Raw genomic sequence first — 350 nt, 5'->3', positions numbered from 1 at the left:
GTTGCGATGGTGGCAGCTGCGGTGCCAAGCGCAATCAGATGGAGAAGCATCCATGCCTGAGTTTCCGTGTTGTCCCGTGCCTCTTGAAACAGCACCTTCAATTTGTGGTTATAAGCGAAGACCACAAACAGAATCGTGAGCGTGGGCACCACAACCGATACCACGAACCATGCGCGCTCCGCGAACGCTGATGCGGGCGTCGCGAAACCCACCAGATAAGTGGTGAGGAATGAGAACGCAATGATTGCTGATTGGAACGAACGATTGTGGAACATGACTTCTCCTTATAGAAATAGGTTCACAGACCCAGCGCCTTCTTGACGATGGTGCTAGCGAGCTTCCCATCATAC

1 protein-coding gene is annotated in these 350 nt (G+C 52.6%); it reads right to left on the bottom strand.

Going from position 1 to position 350, the window contains the following annotated elements; all coding sequences use genetic code 11:
* The coding region (locus tag AC1RP1_RS08080) for a hypothetical protein (RefSeq protein WP_481762728.1) at positions 1 to 275 on the bottom strand (275 nt) is incomplete at its 3' end.
* Positions 276 to 350: the final 75 nt, after the last annotated feature.

It is taken from the genome of Dellaglioa sp. CoH-56-MRSF-13 (genome assembly GCF_056782095.1).
This window is presented reverse-complemented; position numbering and strand designations above follow the sequence as displayed.